The 12,814-nt window shown below is 35.6% G+C and carries 14 protein-coding genes; 1 reads left to right on the top strand and 13 read right to left on the bottom strand.

Annotated features, from left to right (window positions below; genetic code table 11):
- Positions 1-86: 86 nt before the first annotated feature.
- Both HS129_16255 and HS129_16250 read right to left on the bottom strand, forming a co-directional pair.
- Entirely contained in the window at positions 87-2,411 is a 2,325-nt protein-coding gene (locus HS129_16255) for a C39 family peptidase (GenBank protein MBE7413588.1), read from the bottom strand.
- A 103-nt stretch (positions 2,412-2,514) separates the two neighbouring features.
- Positions 2,515-2,958, bottom strand: a complete 444-nt coding sequence (locus tag HS129_16250; protein ID MBE7413587.1) for a hypothetical protein — start codon at positions 2,956-2,958, stop codon at positions 2,515-2,517.
- A gap of 154 nt (positions 2,959-3,112) precedes the next feature.
- On the opposite strand from HS129_16250, the gene HS129_16245 reads away from it, so the two are divergent.
- Positions 3,113-4,351, top strand: a complete 1,239-nt coding sequence (locus HS129_16245; GenBank protein ID MBE7413586.1) for a diguanylate cyclase — start codon at positions 3,113-3,115, stop codon at positions 4,349-4,351.
- A 9-nt stretch (positions 4,352-4,360) separates the two neighbouring features.
- Here the strand turns inward: HS129_16245 and HS129_16240 are convergent, their stop codons facing one another.
- The 11 genes from HS129_16240 to HS129_16190 form a co-directional block, all read right to left on the bottom strand.
- Positions 4,361-5,014 (bottom strand): energy transducer TonB, encoded by a 654-nt coding sequence (locus tag HS129_16240; GenBank protein ID MBE7413585.1) that lies wholly within the window; start codon positions 5,012-5,014, stop codon positions 4,361-4,363.
- On the bottom strand, positions 5,011-5,412 hold the full coding sequence (locus tag HS129_16235) for a biopolymer transporter ExbD (protein ID MBE7413584.1): 402 nt from the start codon (positions 5,410-5,412) through the stop codon (positions 5,011-5,013). The genes HS129_16240 and HS129_16235 overlap by 4 nt, the downstream gene beginning before the upstream one ends.
- Before the next feature lie 4 nt (positions 5,413-5,416).
- A complete protein-coding gene (locus HS129_16230) occupies positions 5,417-6,037 on the bottom strand; it encodes a MotA/TolQ/ExbB proton channel family protein (GenBank protein MBE7413583.1) in 621 nt (206 codons plus the stop codon).
- Positions 6,038-6,120: 83 nt separating this feature from the next.
- Positions 6,121-6,627: a hypothetical protein gene (locus HS129_16225; GenBank protein MBE7413582.1), complete on the bottom strand. Its 507-nt coding sequence runs from the start codon at positions 6,625-6,627 to the stop codon at positions 6,121-6,123.
- Entirely contained in the window at positions 6,624-9,119 is a 2,496-nt protein-coding gene (locus HS129_16220; protein MBE7413581.1) for a TonB-dependent receptor plug domain-containing protein, read from the bottom strand. The genes HS129_16225 and HS129_16220 overlap by 4 nt, the downstream gene beginning before the upstream one ends.
- 16 nt (positions 9,120-9,135) lie before the next feature.
- Positions 9,136-9,504: a hypothetical protein gene (locus tag HS129_16215; GenBank protein MBE7413580.1), complete on the bottom strand. Its 369-nt coding sequence runs from the start codon at positions 9,502-9,504 to the stop codon at positions 9,136-9,138.
- A 7-nt stretch (positions 9,505-9,511) separates the two neighbouring features.
- On the bottom strand, positions 9,512-9,991 hold the full coding sequence (locus HS129_16210) for a hypothetical protein (protein ID MBE7413579.1): 480 nt from the start codon (positions 9,989-9,991) through the stop codon (positions 9,512-9,514).
- Positions 9,972-10,346: a hypothetical protein gene (locus tag HS129_16205; GenBank protein MBE7413578.1), complete on the bottom strand. Its 375-nt coding sequence runs from the start codon at positions 10,344-10,346 to the stop codon at positions 9,972-9,974. Before HS129_16205 ends, HS129_16210 begins: the two co-directional genes overlap by 20 nt.
- A gap of 62 nt (positions 10,347-10,408) precedes the next feature.
- Positions 10,409-10,918: a hypothetical protein gene (locus HS129_16200; GenBank protein MBE7413577.1), complete on the bottom strand. Its 510-nt coding sequence runs from the start codon at positions 10,916-10,918 to the stop codon at positions 10,409-10,411.
- A 60-nt stretch (positions 10,919-10,978) separates the two neighbouring features.
- Entirely contained in the window at positions 10,979-11,956 is a 978-nt protein-coding gene (meaB, locus tag HS129_16195) for a methylmalonyl Co-A mutase-associated GTPase MeaB (protein ID MBE7413576.1), read from the bottom strand.
- An 81-nt stretch (positions 11,957-12,037) separates the two neighbouring features.
- Entirely contained in the window at positions 12,038-12,517 is a 480-nt protein-coding gene (locus tag HS129_16190) for a DUF1564 family protein (GenBank protein MBE7413575.1), read from the bottom strand.
- Positions 12,518-12,814: the final 297 nt, after the last annotated feature.

Here is a 12,814-nt window from a genome sequence, read left to right as displayed (position 1 = left end):
TGAATAAATATTTAAAACATTGCTATAAAAAAACAGCGATTCTGAAAACAGAACCGCTTTTTAAATATTATTTTTTAAAGAAATGATTATTCTTTTAGAAAAGACAACTCCCCTTTCCCGTTTACAATAGACTTATCCTGCATATCTACAGTTAGTGAATCCTCATTTGAAGAAAGTGTAACTTTTAATTTTCCATTAATATCTAAAACAGGAGAGTCCTGAATATATTTTCCTGAAAAGACCTTTTTCTTATCAACTTTGATATTGTAAGCAGTGTTATCGTCAATAGGCTCTATTTCAATGATTACGTTCTTCACTTGAGATTTTCCATCCCATTGCATTGCAGTCCAAGTACCTTTAAATTTTTCAAGTTTAGAATCCCCGCCAAATGCCCTTTTTCTTGCGTGTTGCTTAGGAGTAGAATACACTGCACTAACCAAATTGGATTTTTCGCTTTCTTCACCCAATTCAGGTTTTGATGTAACTGTATATAAAAATAGAGTATTTTCCTCAGGGAGAGAAAAACTAACACTCGTTTCTTTGTTGGTTAGTGTTTTAAACGGGGACCAACCAGACTCACCTTGTTTTTTCTGCCAAACACTGTACTCATTAGATTTATCTACACCTTTCCATGTTAGTTTCACTGTTTTTGTTTTTTTATCCAAGTTTGCTTGCAGATCTTTTGGAGGCTCAAGTTTCAACCCGGCTCGTTTTGATTTTGGATCCGTGAAACCAAGGGCATACCTGGAAAAATTACTCCACAAACCCTCCTTGCTGATAGCGGCAACAGAGTAGTACGTTTTTTTGTTAGATGCCTTTGTATCTTCAAACATTTCATTGGTTACGCTATTCAATCTTTCCCATTTGTTTTTTCCGTATATATAGCGATACACAATATACTGAGATGCGCTATTTACCTTTTGCCACTGTAAAACCACTTTGTCTTTATAGATTCCTCTTGAGGCTTGCAATTTTTCAGGTGGTGCTGGTTTTCTTGCAATAGAAGTTTTTCCTACGGCTGCATCGGATAGAATTCCAGTTTTATTATTGTTTAACCCGGCAACTGTATAAGTTTCGCTCCCCCCATTTTTTTTAGCAGAGGTATCTTCAAAATACGTTTTATTTGTCTTACCTATTGACTTATACGATTTTGAAGAGGAGTTCCATTTGAATATTTGATATCCTGTCACATTTTCTAATGGCTCCCATTCTAAAACAATCCTATCGTGGAATTTTGCGTCAGTTGCAAAAAGTCCAACAATTTTTGGAGGAATGTCGGATTTTGTTTCTTTCGCATACCCTACCGCGTATCCTTCGCTTGGCTCTGAAATCTTATATTCTCCAATAGAGGCAATTTTGTAATTATAAGAAATATCATTATTCACTCCTGTATCTTCAAAATTGGTAGTATGAGATAGCCCTATTTTTGTGTATTTGGAATCTCCAGCACCTTGTCTGTGGATTTCATACCCTACTGCACCTTTTACCCCACTCCAAGTTAGTACAATTTTTTGAGAATATATACCATTTGTAGCTTGAATTTCCTCCGGAGCCGATAATTCTTGGGGTTCATCTTCTTGACCAGGTTTTTCGTTTTGTGAAGTAGAATCTGGAGTTTTTTCAGATGAAGAATCAGAGGCGATGTTCGGATCAATTTCATCTACCATCACATAAGCCGCCTGACAAACTCTGGCAAGCCACTTATAGTCTATATAACCATATCCTTTGTCTCCCCAATACTGTGACCAAGAATTGATAAATTTAAAAGTTTGGTTGGAGTCGTCATAACCGACTATAGTGATTGCATGACCTCCAAGTGCAGCCCCGCCTGATTTGTTGTAAACGTCCTTTCCTTTTAAGTTGTAAAAATTTTCATAAATTATTACTCCAACTACAACTGGCCTTCCTTTTGCAAGTTGAGCTTTGATCTCATCCGGTTCGTTGTATCTTACCTTCATAAATTCTTTGGCTTTGTATTGACTTGCACTTTTTAGAATCTCAATAGTTGGTTGAGTTTTGAAATCTTTTTCATTGTAGGGCATTTTATCCCAAGTGGCGGCACCTTTATCAACTATTAAACTCATTGCATCAGAAATAGCAGAGCCATCGTCTTTCCCACCATTGATTTGGTTGTAGATAAATGCAGGTGAAAAAATTGCATTGTAGTTTGGAGTTTGCTTGTCAGTAATAAGTTTCCACGAAGAAACTTTATCTTTTCTTTCAAGGTACTCTTGATAAGATTTAGCTGCATAGGCAGTTGACCAAGCAACACAACTTCCTTGAGAGCCTTGATTCCCTACTGGGGGCATTAACTCGGTTAAATCTAATTTTGAAGAAAGATTTCTATGCCTTGCCCTATTTGGATTGGCTTCTTTTAATGAGGCTACAAGCTCCGGGGAATCTGGTTTCAACCTAACTTTTACAGACCTTGGATCAAATCCTTGTGCTTGGATTGAGCCAGTAAGAAAAATTACGACTAATAGTATATGCTTCATATTGTATTCTCCTTATAAATTATTTTGATAAGTTTAGTATTCTTTTTTCAGTTTCTTCAGAATATTCTTTAAAAGCAAAAGGGTGAGGCTCAAAAAGAGTGATTATCTCTCCTTCTTTTCCTGAACTGTCTTTCACCTTTTTTTTAATATAAAAAATAATATATTCTCCTTCTGGAGGAGCTTCTCTTAGCCATTTTCCAAAATACTCTGGAAAAATAATAAAGGCAATGTTCAGTTTGTTTGGAATACTTCCTTTAGATTTATACAATTTAAGGATTTCCACTTCAGCACCGACTGAAATAGTGTTTTTCCCAAGTTTATTTTGTCTTACATTCGTCAGTTTTGACTTTGCAATAAAATCGGAGTTCTTTACTAATTCTTCAAATTCGGGTGGAGTAGGAATAGAAAACCCCGGTGCAGCTAAAATTAGAAAGAGAGTAATTCCAAATAGAAATTTTTTCATAAAATACCTGTTTTAGACTATTTTGTGATATGATAAAACAAAATACCTGAATTGGCAAGAAAAGATTTATAAAAAATTTCAATTTCAGTTGACATAAAATTTAGTTTCATAGGATTTTGGTAAATAGAATTCAAGATATTGGCGAGTAAGATTTGTGCGTTCGGGTACAATTATAGAAAAAAGAGATTTCGGAAATGTTACCTTGAATATCTCATATTTCAAAGATGAAAAAAATCCTCAAATTCAATTAAAAAGGCAGTCGGACTCTGATACAAACTTAACTTCGGGTACTATGGAAAAAGAAATCATAAATATATTAGACGAAGACGCAAATAACGAAGATTTTATTATCCAAAAATTGCAAACACTGAGTGAGGAAAACTCAGAAAGGAAAATCTATACAGAACTATTTAAAGTACTAGTAAGCATTGAAATGGATTCGGAAGAAATCGCAAAAAATCTCTGGAATCAAATCATAGAATACAAAAACTCTTGTTCTAAACTACTCGGTACTCCTTTCAGTTTTCGGGCAGCTATGTTGAATTATTTTATTACTGAAAATAAAAAGTTAGCAAATCCAAAAATTATTGAAATAAAAATTTACGAAAAAACTCTAAAAAGTGCTCTGATAGATGCACTGACCGGAGTTTACAACAGAAGATACTACGAAGAAATAATTCAAAATGAAATCAATCGTGCCAGAAGAAGAAAAGGAGTGATTTCACTTTGCGTGCTCGACATAGACAATTTTAAATATTTTAATGATACTTATGGACATGTAGAAGGTGACAATGTTTTAAAATCTGCAGCTTCTATCGTTAAAAAAAATCTTCGTAGAGAAGATATTGTTTGCAGATATGGTGGAGAAGAGTTTGTAGTCATCATGCCTGATTCCAATTCTGAAAATTCTTATATAGTAATGCACAGAATTAAAGAAGAATTAAAAAAAGAAAACTTCCACGGAGAGTCTGTTTCATTTAGTTGCGGAATTTCAGAATACCCAAAGGACACAGAAAGCAAAGATGAGCTTTTTATAAAAGCTGATAAAGCAATGTATCTCTCCAAAGCCAATGGGAAAGATCAGATTTGTATTTACGGAAATGACAGAAGAAATAAAATTCGGATCGAAGTGAATTGGAATATTTCCTATTCTGTTTTAGGTAGCACTGAAAGCCCTGCCTTGCCAGAAGAAGAATTCCATCTATGCCAGACATTTGACGTTAGTTTAGACGGGCTTTGTTTTGTTACAAACTCACAACATAAGGTGGACGATGTTTTGAATATTGTTTTTCATGATAGAAATAGTTTGAATTTTCAAAACAAAACAGCCAGAGTTGTTTGGGTTAAGCCAACTGAAGACGGAAAAAATAAAATTGGATTGAAGTTTACTTAAAATTCTCCCTCAATCATCCAATACAAAACTAATCGGGAGTCTGTGACTCATCTTGACGGGCTTTCCTCCCAAGTATCCGGGTGAAAATCTCGCCATGTTTACAATTTTTATTGCAGCCTCGTCAAATCCGTAACCTGCTTTTCCAGATACAATTTTAGCACTAGTTAACTTTCCATCTTCTTCTACTTGGATCAGAACGACTACAGTCTTACTTGTAATGTTGGCTGCCTTGGCTTGTGCCGGAAAAAATTGTTTCAAATCAAAATCTATTATCGGGGTCGGTTGTTTGTCTCCATTATAAGAAAATAAATACCCGTCTTTATCCGTACCATTTCCTGAAACTGCGTTTGGATTTATATCTTCGTCGCTTGGGTCGTCTGCGTTTTTATTTTTTCCTTCTACCCACTCTTGTTTTTCTACAGGTGCCGGACTGGACTTGCCTCCAATCAATTCAGGAGGGATCTCATTAAAATCAACCTCTATGTTTTCGATTTTTAAATCGTCAGAGCTTATATCTACAGGCAAGGTAGCAATATAATACGCCAAAAATCCAGATAGGTGTAAAAACAGGGAAAGAAAAATACATAACTTAAATAGATCTGTTTTTTTTATTAACTGCAATATAAGATGAATTTTATCGTTTGCTATATGCATCGTTCTCATTTTTTTACTGATAGAGCGATTCTATTAACTCCTGATTTTCTGATTACTCCCATTAGCTTTGCAATTGTGCCATAGCTAAGTCTTTCGTCTGCCGAAAGAGTTACCCTCATATTGGGTCTGTACTTTGAGTCTCTGGTTAGAGTGGACATAAGTTTTTGTTCGTTTACCTCTTGTCCTTCAAGAAGAATCTTTCCGTCTTTGGTTAGTGCCACTTGTACGGATTGTGCCACATTAGGATCGGATGCACCTACTTTGGGAAGATTGATGTTGATAGATTCCTTTTTCAGAAAATTGGCTGTCACCATAAAGATTACGAGTAACACCAAGATGATGTCCACCATCGGGGTGATATTGATATTGCCGATTTCTTCTTCGTCTGAACCTGATTGCATTGCCATTGCACTACCCTCTTTTTTTTGAATTGGAATGACTTGCTAAAAATTCGTTAGAGAGAATTTCTAAGGTTTGTAAAATCACTTTCACTTTTCTGGAAAAATAATTATTCACCATCACTACAGGTATAGCAACGAATAGACCTGCTGCAGTCGCAAGTAAAGCCGTAGAAATACTTCTCATCACTACCTCTGACCCAGCATTTCCCATTGTGCCGAGTCCGTGAAATGCTTTAATTACTCCAAACACTGTTCCTAACAGCCCAATAAAGGGAGCGTTATTTCCAAGAGTGTTTAGAATAGGCAGTCTTTTTTCTAAGCTGATTTTTTCCTCGATCATCTTACCGGTCATTAGCTCGGATAATCCATCGTGCCCAGTTTTGTAATGCTCTAAAGAGAATTCTGTAAATCTGGAATAGACGTTATGCGACGATGCCTTCACAATTTCTTCTGCACCTTGTATATCCTTACTCCTGATTTTCGGGATTACATCTTTTAAGATAGAGTCGCTTCCCTTAGTATTTCTTTTAAATACAATAGTTCTTTCTATACCTACCGCAACTGCAACAATACTTGCAATAAGCATCACTATAAATACCGTTATCTCCCCTAAATCAACTAAAGTTTCCATTTTCTATCCTTACCATAAAATTTAAAAATATGACCTAATATTATTTGTACAGGTTTCTATCTCTTTTTTGTAAATCGTAAAATTCATTCCAATTGTTTTATACTCCTGTCGTTATTTGAAGTTTTAAAACAATTGGCATAGCAAGAGTTAGGTCCCGTTAAAGAAGAATTAATTTGGACTGTAAATTTTTCTGTACACAAGTTGGTATCAATTCTTAATTGCCAATACGACTGATTGCAATTCATTATACATTCTTTTCCTCTTTCTGTGTAATTTTTAAAATTTGCAGAAGAAAGTATTTTTGTACAAAGTGAAGAATACGTTGGATTCACAGACGATTGATTTAGTATTGTTACAAGCGTAGTTTCATTTACCGGATATGGAGATAGAGGAAATTCTGTAGAATTTTTTAAGCAATTTTCTGCTGTCTGGTAAGAATGAATACAAGCGTCCAGAGGAAGAGGAGGTGGAAGAATAAGATAGCTTAACAGTACACGAGTATTGTATTTTTTTTCATAATCAGACTCTTTCGTTTTGCACTGAAATTGGAAAATTATAAATATGAAAAGTAACAGAATGATTTTTTTCAAAACCTCGCCTCCATTCCAATATTAAAAAATGGAATCACAGTCTTGCCGACTTCTAAAGTTCCAAAGGTAGGAGAAGGACTTGGATTGGTTCTGGAATACGGTCTTGTAGGATCGAAGTTCTCTCCATCCACATTCTTTCTTATATACAAATTTATGATTTCAAAATAAATACTCAAATACCCCCACTCGTAATTATAAAATTTATCTATCCGAATATCTAATCTATGATAAGGTTTTAATCTTCTGGAATTTTTATACTCTGCCGAGTAAGGATTATTGGAAAATTTTGGATTCCAAAAAATTTGATTGTTAGCTGGGTTTGCAAACTGTCCTCCATCATCTCCTACCACCGGATCAATCGGACGTTGAGTGAGGTATGTCCAGCGTCCCCCTACTTGCCAATCTTCAGAAACTCTCCAACCATAAATTATATTGATAACATGGGTTCTGTCAAAACTCGCAATAGTTTCTTTTGAATTTTTATAAACAGAAGCCAATAGTCTTTTTTCGTCGGCAGTATACACAGTATTTTCTCCCTCGTACTGTTGATACAGATTGTTGTTACGAAAAGATTGAGTCCATGTATAAGAAATCCAGCCAAACCAATCTCTACTTCCTTGCTTATTTGTTTTCTTGATTAATAACTCATACCCATGTGACCAACCATCCCCGCTATTGGAATAATTTCTGGGTCTGTTTCTAACTACCGGTTTTGTCAACCACTGCCCCTTATCAGGATTCATACCTATAGGATCTGAAATATAAGGGTCGTCGATTATAATATTATAAAATTCATTCTTGAACACTTCTGCTTTTACTAACCACTCGGAAGTTAGCTGCTGTTCAGCTCCCACACTGGATTTTCTGGCTTTCTCAAATCCTATATCTAAATTCCCCGAGTCTTTATTGTAGGCAGGAGAGAAATAACTGAATCTGGCGTATTCCCCGCTTCCACCAAAAAGAGTCAAACCTTTTCCGATATTGTCAAATTTATAAGAAATTGTAGCTCTTGGACCGAGTGCACCTTGTTTTACTGCATAAATGTAGTCGTATCTTGCACCGGGCGTAAATTCAAAATTTCCCAATTTAAACTTAAATGTAAGATAAGAATTATAGTATTGTGTGTGTCTTCTAACATTCAAAGGCATTTTTTCAAAAGCCGGGTTTGTAGTATCGTAGGGATTGGGCGAAGGATTTGTAGGATCCTTTACTCTTAAACCCTCACCCCCCGCATTGGCAGAAACAACCCGGGCTTCAGTGCCAAATTCTACTTTTAGAATTTTCATTGCATCCCAAGTCGCATCCTGCCTCACACCTGTGTACGGGACTTTTGCTGTAAGGAGGCTTTTGTATTGACCGAAAGAAAAATTAGTATCAATAAAAGGCTCAAAATTAATAAGAGTAAATCTGTTTGTAAACTTAGTTCCCGGTGTCCATATATGTCTTAGCCCCATGGTTCTAAAACCCTGTCCTGCCGAAATCTTGGCACCAGATAGAGCTTGCATGGAGCTTGTAGGGTCATCGGATGATTTTGCTTCTATACTTGCAGCAAAATCGTCTTTCGCGTGAAGGAAGGTAAACGAAAGTTGGTTTTCTGGATTGATATTGTACACAAACTTTACTTGTGAGTCTGTAAATCTCGGAAGTCGGATTCCTTCAGGAACAAGTCCCGATGCACCGATAGTCTTGTCTAAATACCCAACCTGTGTAGCCACTGCCAAGTACCCCTTCCCATCAAAAATTGGAGTTTGGTACATTGCATTTGCATTCCAAAGAGACATTTTCGCTGAACCGGTTTTCTTTTCTACCTTGTCTACAGTTTCAATTTCAATCACACCACCCAGAGCGTTATTGTAATTTGCTGGAAACGCACCTGTGTAAAGATCTATAGACTTGATTAGATTTCCGTGAATCACCGAAGTCAAACCATCCCAATGAAAAGGATAGAGTATAGGAAGGTCATCGTATAAATATGTATTCCAATCCGGATCTGCTCCACGAACAATTAAAGAATTTGCACCGGGACCGACACCCGGGTTTGGAGTGATACCAGGTAAAGTTTCTAAGCCTTTTAAAGGCTCACCAAAAGTACCGGGCATCCTTTGGATTTCGTCATAACGCACTTTGTAACGAGAGACTACGGTTTTTTCTTTATCTCCTTGAACTTGGATTGCACCTTTTGGAATTTCTTTTTTATCCGTATAAATAGTAACAAGCTCATCTTCCAAGGTAATAGATTTTTTGATTTCTTGCATTCCTGTAGGGCGTAAAATTCTAAAAGTATAAGTGCCGAAAGAAGGCACCTCTGCCTCAAAATAACCATCCGCATTGGCTTGATAAAATTTCTTGGTCTCAAAAATCATTACAGAGAAAGGCCCATCGCCTTTGCTATTCACTTGACTGTAAAGTCTTGCTCGAAAAGAAACTGCAAAAATATCTGAAGATATAAAAAAGAGTAATCCAATGAAAAATAATACAGGCCGAAGAAGGATCGTACCTGACAACATTCTATTTAATCTTAAATTTAATAAATTCATTGAATATAATATTCGGGAATTTCCCAACCTCTTTCTTTTGATAAATATACATACAAATTAATGGATAGTTTAAAAATGGGCATTCTGATTTTGTAATTGCTATCGTACATAAATCCAAATTTCTTCTTATCGGATTGTTGACTATATACAACCAAGGTTGTGGAGGAAAGTAAGTTATATTGGAGCTTGGGTGATTCTTTTTTTCTTCTTCATTGCATTTATCTACTTTAAACTGCACGGCTGCATTTACTTGACTTTGTGCATCAAAAGAATCTACAGTATTGTCAATTGCACAATTCCATGCGAATAGAGTCAAAAAAATTGCTATAAAAAACTTCATGGCCAAATTACTTTCCCCCTACCGTAATTCCACCTGCCGGAGGTTTTTCATTCCCTACCTTTATCCCGCCATCAGGAAGTTTTTGTTTTTTCGTTGGGTCTTTTTTATCAGGGAGTATTTCCTGAATGGGGGACGTTTCAAAACTCACAACATCTCCCTCTACATTCACAATATGAACTCTGCCAAGTGGGAAATAATATTGGGTCTCGTGCCATATTTTAATATTCACCATTGATTGACCACCCGGGATTTTTTGCACGGCTTGACTTAAAGCGTATTCTATATTCAAAGGGTTCGTCACAGGGAAAAGATTGAAAAGAAAAAATACAGAAGAACGACCTTCTGATTTTCCGAGAATTTTATAATTATCAGTACGTATTACAGTTGCAGAAGGAGTTATAGAAATATCGCGAGAATATCCTCCTCCCATGCAACTTGCAAAAAATAGCTGTGCTATTAGAAGGAAACTAACGCTTCTTTTTTTCATTGACTGGTGGCAATACTTCTTCTTCAAATTTAATTGCTTCTGCATTTAACCCAAAACGGCTTCTGGTGAGAAATAAAATAATAGTTTTATCAGTCCAATATCTAATATTTACCAAAGCATCCGCATTTTTATCTTTCAATATTTTAGAAATCATTTCATCTATAGGAGGCTTTTTAAAAGGAATGCCAAGAATTCCAATATCAAAACTATACCATGACAACTGCTCCTCAATAGGAGAAATTACTTTGTATCTTTTGTTTGAGATAGGAATATTGCTGGTAGCAATCCCCGCAGTTGAGCTTGCACAATTCCATAGTATAAAAATTGACAAGTATAGAAAAACTATTTTTTTCATAATCTATTTCCTACTTTCATTACATATTTTTTATTTAATTAGTTCAGTCAAGACTAAACTTTCTAAATCTTTAAACTTGCTTTTCTTTTTTTTAACCATTGCCGAAAAAGGCTTGGAAACTTTTCTTCTGCAAACTTATAAAAACTATGCCACTCTTTTATTCTTAGCTGTAGATGGGATTGTTTTTTTTTGACAACTTTTAAACCAACCTCCATCAATTTCCTGAATTCTCTGTTATCGTCAACTGAACTGCGTAAGAATTCTTCATTCAGAGAAGCCATTCTATAGAAAGCTGTTCGCTCTCCGGGTAGTGTTATCTTCTCGATAAACCCGACCTTTTCTATAATCCGCATCATGTTACTAACAGACGCCTTGCTTACTTTCAAAGTTTTTTGTATTTCGCTTAAATTCTGCTCCAAAGGGTCTGAAATTAACAGAAACCCAATAATTTTCCCTGCAATTCGGGGCAGGCCGATTTTTTTTTCATAAATTACCCCGCACTTTTCGATAAACTCAACTTCTTCTATAGAAATCAACTTCGATGACGATTGAATACTGTGTTTCTTGTTCATGCTAAATTTAACTTTTTTCCAATTCTTTTTATTTAGTCAGTTCAGTCAAGACTAAACTTTCTAAATTTCAGACTTAAGAAAAGACAGGATATTCTCTATTGCTTTTTGATGAGAAATTACATTTGCTTTGTACAGATTGAGAATTTCTATTGATTCTTGTTTTGTTTTGATTTCTGTAAGTTTTGAAAATATTAATTCCTCTATCGATGCCCAAAACCATTTTTCTGTTTGCTCTTTTCTTTTTATAAAAATCAAATCTTTCGATTTTTCAAAAAAATCTTTTATATCAGTCCAAACTTCTTCTAATCCGGTATTTTCAATAGAACTAATTAAATGAACGGGGGTCTTCCAAAATGAATTCTTTGGATGAGTAAAGGATAATGCAGATTGAATTTCAGACTTTGTAATTTCTGCCGAGATTTTATTTTTGCCATCGCTTTTATTTATTGCTATGATATCGGCAATTTCCATTATACCTTTCTTGATCCCCTGCAATTCATCCCCTGCTCCCGGTTGCAATAAAAGTATAAATATATCCGTAATATCACAAACAGCAACCTCTGATTGGCCAACGCCTACAGTCTCAACAAGCACTACATCAAAACCAAAAGCTTCACAAAGAGAAATCACGTCCTTTGTTTTTCGAGCAACTCCCCCAAGACTCCCCCCAGAAGGCGAAGGTCGAATAAAAGAATTCGGGTGATTCGACAAATTTACCATTCTTGTTTTATCTCCCAAAATACTCCCCCCCGTAATTGGAGAACTGGGATCTACTGCGAGCACTGCGACTTGCAAACCTTGCGAAATTAAATACAAACCAAAACTTTCGATAAAAGTGGACTTTCCTACTCCAGGCGTACCGCTAATCCCTATTCTAAATGTTGCCCTTGAAATAAGTGGTAAATTGGATAGTAAAAGCTCAGATATATTTTTGTCTTTTTCAGATGTGCTTTCTACTAATGTAATGGACTTAGATAAAACTCTTCTGTTTTTTTCTAAAATTCCTTTAAGCAAGTCTGATACTATTTTTTCTTTCACGTATAGTCCCGAAATCGAAACTATTTTATTTCAATCTTTTGTAAAAGATAAATTATCCTACTATTTTCTTTCGATTTGTTTTTAGGGTGTTCTTTTCTTTTCGTCGGGTTTGTGTCGTTTTAGTCTGTTGTAGCGGGTTGTTTTTCTCTTGGAAAGGTAAGCTCCACCCGCAATCGTGGTTACCGGGGAGGGAACTCCATTCTCGAAGAATCGGCTTGGAAGAATTATGTCCCATTCGGCAAGGTCAAGCACTAACAGAAGAGTAAAAAGAGCGGTCTTCGTGGTGCCAAGCCAATCTGCAAGAATCCCCAATTCAATCCAGTCATCGTTATTCGGGGTAAAATTCTTCTTCTGCAAATTTTGCCCGACTTCTTGATACGCTTTCTTTACTCTATCCATTTTCTCAAAAGTCCCCCAAAGAATCACATTTCTGTATCTGTTCAGCAATGCGTGCAAATATTTTCGTCTCGAAAAACCCGTCGTTCTTCTATTGAACTCGTCCATGTATTTTGCCGGAATAAGCAAACTCGATTGGGTTTCTGTAAATTTTTGTGGGTTCATAAATTTCTCCTTAAAGTAAAATTTTCTGCTCTTCTTTATAAGGTAAAAAAAGTTTGATTTAGAAAAAAAATTTTGCAATTTTTGGAAAATTTTTTTAGCTTTTACAGAAAAAGTCCCAAATCTGCACTAAATGCGTAATCCACCGAAAACGATAGAGTTCCCACATTTTTGCGTGAAAGGTGAACAATTGGTATAAAGCATACACTTTACTGAAAAAAGTGGAGATCCCACATTTTTGCAGAAAAGGTTCACAATTGGTATAAAACATGCACTTTACAGCAAAGAGTGGAGATCCCA

The sequence above is a fragment of the Leptospiraceae bacterium genome (assembly GCA_015075105.1).
Taxonomy (GTDB): domain Bacteria; phylum Spirochaetota; class Leptospiria; order Leptospirales; family Leptospiraceae; genus JABWCC01.
The sequence above is the reverse complement of the archived record's forward strand: the minus strand, read 5'-3'. Positions and strand labels throughout refer to the sequence as shown.

Bases quoted from the DNA above. Each gene is read 5' to 3' on its own strand.
- HS129_16235 (MBE7413584.1), bottom strand. From the start codon at position 5,412: ATGGCAATGCAATCAGGTTCAGACGAAGAAGAAATCGGCAATATCAAT.
- HS129_16210 (MBE7413579.1), bottom strand. From the start codon at position 9,991: ATGAAAAAAAGAAGCGTTAGTTTCCTTCTAATAGCACAGCTATTTTTT.
- HS129_16250 (MBE7413587.1), bottom strand. From the start codon at position 2,958: ATGAAAAAATTTCTATTTGGAATTACTCTCTTTCTAATTTTAGCTGCA.
- HS129_16205 (MBE7413578.1), bottom strand. From the start codon at position 10,346: ATGAAAAAAATAGTTTTTCTATACTTGTCAATTTTTATACTATGGAAT.
- HS129_16215 (MBE7413580.1), bottom strand. From the start codon at position 9,504: ATGAAGTTTTTTATAGCAATTTTTTTGACTCTATTCGCATGGAATTGT.
- HS129_16200 (MBE7413577.1), bottom strand. From the start codon at position 10,918: ATGAACAAGAAACACAGTATTCAATCGTCATCGAAGTTGATTTCTATA.
- HS129_16230 (MBE7413583.1), bottom strand. From the start codon at position 6,037: ATGGAAACTTTAGTTGATTTAGGGGAGATAACGGTATTTATAGTGATG.
- HS129_16190 (MBE7413575.1), bottom strand. From the start codon at position 12,517: ATGAACCCACAAAAATTTACAGAAACCCAATCGAGTTTGCTTATTCCG.
- HS129_16240 (MBE7413585.1), bottom strand. From the start codon at position 5,014: ATGAGAACGATGCATATAGCAAACGATAAAATTCATCTTATATTGCAG.